Source organism: Anaerobutyricum hallii DSM 3353, from assembly GCF_000173975.1.
GTDB lineage: Bacteria > Bacillota > Clostridia > Lachnospirales > Lachnospiraceae > Anaerobutyricum > Anaerobutyricum hallii.
In genome coordinates this window covers 1-2,763 of record NZ_ACEP01000156.1, presented here as the reverse complement: position 1 = coordinate 2,763, position 2,763 = coordinate 1, and the positions used below count along the sequence as shown (strand labels likewise).

Sequence of the window (2,763 nt, the reverse complement as noted above, 5' to 3'; positions counted from 1 at the left end):
TACCCTCTATTTGTGACTTTAGTCGCGGCGGTTTGGATGTTCGCTTATGTGCTCACATCCAAACCTTGCTCCGAGGCCGCAAATAGAGGGTATTGTTTTCCTTCTCGGGCTGTCTTTTGTTTGAATTAAATAGGGTATTGTCTCTCTTTGGGGGCGTCTCCTTGCCTGCGGCAGGCCAGAATTTGCCATAGTGTATATAGAAATTTCGGGTTACAAGCAAATATATTTACAAAAGTAAAAATAAAGTCAAAATTATGCCTAAAAATTCACCAAAATATTTGGATAAATTGAAAGAATGTAAAAATATAAGCCATATTTTTATTGACAATCTAAAAGGGAGAATTTATAATAGAAAATAGTTACGGGAGGGATAAATTATGAGAAAGGTAATTGATGACCCACGCCTTATGGTTCGGGTATGCGATTTATATTATAATCAGGGTATCAGCCAGCAGCAGATTGCCAAAGACTTGAATTTGTCCAGACCTACGGTGTCGAGGGTACTGGCACTTGCCAGAGAACAAGGCATTGTAAAGATTAGCATTTCGAATGTAGATGCAGTGGAACATTGGGAACTTGAGCGTAAGCTTGAGAAAGAGTATGGACTTCAGGAAGTGATTATCGTTGGGGAGAATTCTTCCGAGGATAAGATGAAGGAAGCATTGGGAGAGGCAGCAGCCAGATATCTGGAGTATACAATTAAGGACGGGAATACCGTGGGAGTTTCTATGGGTTCTACCTTATATGAAGTTATTTCCCATGTGATGCATCCGGAAGCGAAGAGAGTTACTTTTGTTCCTATAGTTGGTGGTGTCGGAAGAGTTCGTATGGAACTTCATGCGAATAGCCTGGCAGAATCATTGTCCCGTATATATGATGGAAAGTTTGTACCACTACATGCACCCGCGCGTGTTTCAAGCAGGAATATTCGAGAGGAGCTTTTGAAAGAAGAGACTTTATTACCGGCGATACGTTTGACACAGAAACTTGATATTGCTGTAGTTGGTATCGGTTATCCGAATGAGAAGTCAGCAATCATGGCAACGGGATATTTCAAGGAGAATGAGATTGATTCTCTGATTAACCGTAAGGTTGCAGGAGAACTGTGTATGCAGTTTTATGATATTAAGGGAGATACTTCTCCATATGAAGATGATAATAATGTAATTGGAATGGATATAAGTAAGCTTCGTACCGTTCCACGCTCCATTGGTATTGCCGGAGGTATTGAGAAGCTCCGAGCTATCAGAGGAGCGATTAATGGTCATTATATTAACACGTTAATTACAGATATCCAATGTGCGGAGGCACTGATATCTGAATAAGATATGAGGATGAGACGGATTTGTTTCAGAACTCATATGAATATATTTTAGTTATATTTAATTCATGTTTTTAATCAAGGGGGTAAATGTCATGGATGAAATTCTTAACCTGTCAATTAACGAGATGCCACAAACTGAGTTTGATTGTTCTTGTGGAAAGCACCACAACTTTAGTGTACATGATATGTCAATCCGTAAAGGAGCGATTGAAGATTTACCTAAGATGGCAGAGCCATTTAAAGATGGTAAGATTCTTGTAGTATTTGATAACCATACTTATAAAGTAGCAGGTAAGAGAGCGGTAGAACTGTTAAAAGAGAATGGCTTTAATGTTAAGGAACTGTTATTTGACACAGGAGATGACATTTTAATTCCAGACGAGAAGACTCTTGGAAGAATAGTACAGGAGCAGGATTTAGATACAAGCCTTATGGTAGCAGTTGGTTCTGGTGTTATCAATGACTCCGTTAAGTTCGTAACTTCCCGTTCCGGACTTCCTTATATCATTGTTGCAACAGCTCCATCTATGGATGGATATGTTGCAGATGGCGCACCAATCTTTTCACAGGGATATAAGTATTCTCCAGTAGCACATCTTACATACGGACTTGTTGGAGATACAGATATTTTAAAGACTGCACCACAGGATTTAATTCAGGCAGGTTACGGTGATGTTGTTGGTAAGATTACTGCAATCGCTGACTGGGATTTAGCAGTTAAGGCAAATAACGATTATCGCTGTGATACCTGTGTTACATTAGTTAACAGAGCATTGGACAAATGTTTTGCAAAAGCAGAAGGATTAAAGGACAGAGATCCAGAATCACTTGGAGCTTTATTAGAGGCATTAACATTAACAGGTGTTGCTATGGCATTAGTTAATATTTCCCGTCCAGCATCAGGAGCAGAGCATATGTTGTCTCATTTCTGGGAGATGGACTACATTGCACGCGGCTTAAATCCAAATCACCATGGTATTCAGGTTGGTGTTGCAACTCCAATTATTGCACGTTTCTTTGAAGAATTAGCAGATATCCTTCCAGAAGGAACTGGAGCACTTTGCCCTCCTCACGAAGAGATTGAGGCACTTTTAGCAAAAGGCGGTGCACCAACAAGTCCAAAGGATATCGGTATCAGCAAAGAACTGTTCCACGACAGCTTACTGAAGGGATACACAGTACGTCCTCGTTACTCCATCATGCAGTTCGCAAAGGATAACGGCCGTCTGGAAGAAATCGCAGATAAGATTACAGAAGAGATTTACGGATAAAAAATAATAAATGCACTCTCGGAGTCTTAAGGTATTTCTAGCTATAACTGGATTTGGAATCATAATTTTAGATATATAAAATCAAGTATGAGTATTCAGTATTTTAGATATAAAAATTATAAAAGCAGGTATAAATATTTATCTCAGTCGAGAAGACTCCCACCTCTT

Annotated in this window: 2 protein-coding genes; both read left to right on the top strand. The window is 39.4% G+C overall.

Going from position 1 to position 2,763, the window contains the following annotated elements:
- The first annotated feature begins 377 nt into the window (after window positions 1-377).
- Window positions 378-1,325, top strand: a complete 948-nt coding sequence (locus EUBHAL_RS13695) for a sugar-binding transcriptional regulator (RefSeq protein ID WP_005351322.1) — start codon at window positions 378-380, stop codon at window positions 1,323-1,325.
- 91 nt (window positions 1,326-1,416) lie between these two features.
- Entirely contained in the window at window positions 1,417-2,595 is a 1,179-nt protein-coding gene (locus tag EUBHAL_RS13690) for a sn-glycerol-1-phosphate dehydrogenase (RefSeq protein ID WP_022170666.1), read from the top strand.
- The last annotated feature ends 168 nt before the right edge of the window (window positions 2,596-2,763 follow it).

Excerpts from the sequence above, each read along its gene's own strand:
- EUBHAL_RS13695 (WP_005351322.1), top strand. The coding sequence starts at position 378 with ATGAGAAAGGTAATTGATGACCCACGCCTTATGGTTCGGGTATGCGAT.
- EUBHAL_RS13690 (WP_022170666.1), top strand. The coding sequence starts at position 1,417 with ATGGATGAAATTCTTAACCTGTCAATTAACGAGATGCCACAAACTGAG.